The sequence below is a fragment of the Enterococcus spodopteracolus genome (assembly GCF_030441955.1).
GTDB classification, from domain to species: Bacteria; Bacillota; Bacilli; order Lactobacillales; family Enterococcaceae; genus Enterococcus_B; species Enterococcus_B spodopteracolus.
On sequence record NZ_JARJHD010000099.1, the window covers coordinates 1 to 485 of the forward strand.

Consider the following 485-nt stretch of genomic DNA (forward strand, 5'->3'; position numbering starts at 1 on the left):
TTCCATCTGATTAGTTATTATCAGGAGTAGAAGATAATTCCCAAGTCAGTGTGGATTTGTATTGTATCGCATCTTTCGCTGTAGAGCCTGGAACAAATAATTGAATCGCTTCATTGGTCACTACATCCGTCTCTGGATCCGCCTCTTGTGCATCTAGGTCTGCTTGGTTCCCCCAAACAACTGAAGATACCCCTGCACCTTTATCTTTTTCAGCTGTCATCACGGATACGGCTGAAGCATTTGGCATCAATTTCAATCCACTTGTATGCGCTACTGGTGCATTTCCAGCTGTGATTCCTTCATATTGGATTCTTGGGTCCAACAATGAAATCTCTGCACCGATCAGGGTATCATTCACCGTTGTACTCGTTGCTTTAAAGTCGGTCATGCGTACTTGCAGGTCCCAACCCGCATTCGTTCCACGGACATCTTGTACTTGCGCAAAACTGACATAAGGAACTTTGTTTTCTTCACCTGTTGTACCC

General features: G+C 44.5%; 1 protein-coding gene. It reads right to left on the reverse strand.

Going from position 1 to position 485, the window contains the following annotated elements; all coding sequences use genetic code 11:
- Window positions 1-10: 10 nt before the first annotated feature.
- The coding region (locus tag P3R27_RS14735; RefSeq protein ID WP_301357609.1) for a WxL domain-containing protein at window positions 11-485 on the reverse strand (475 nt) is incomplete at its 5' end.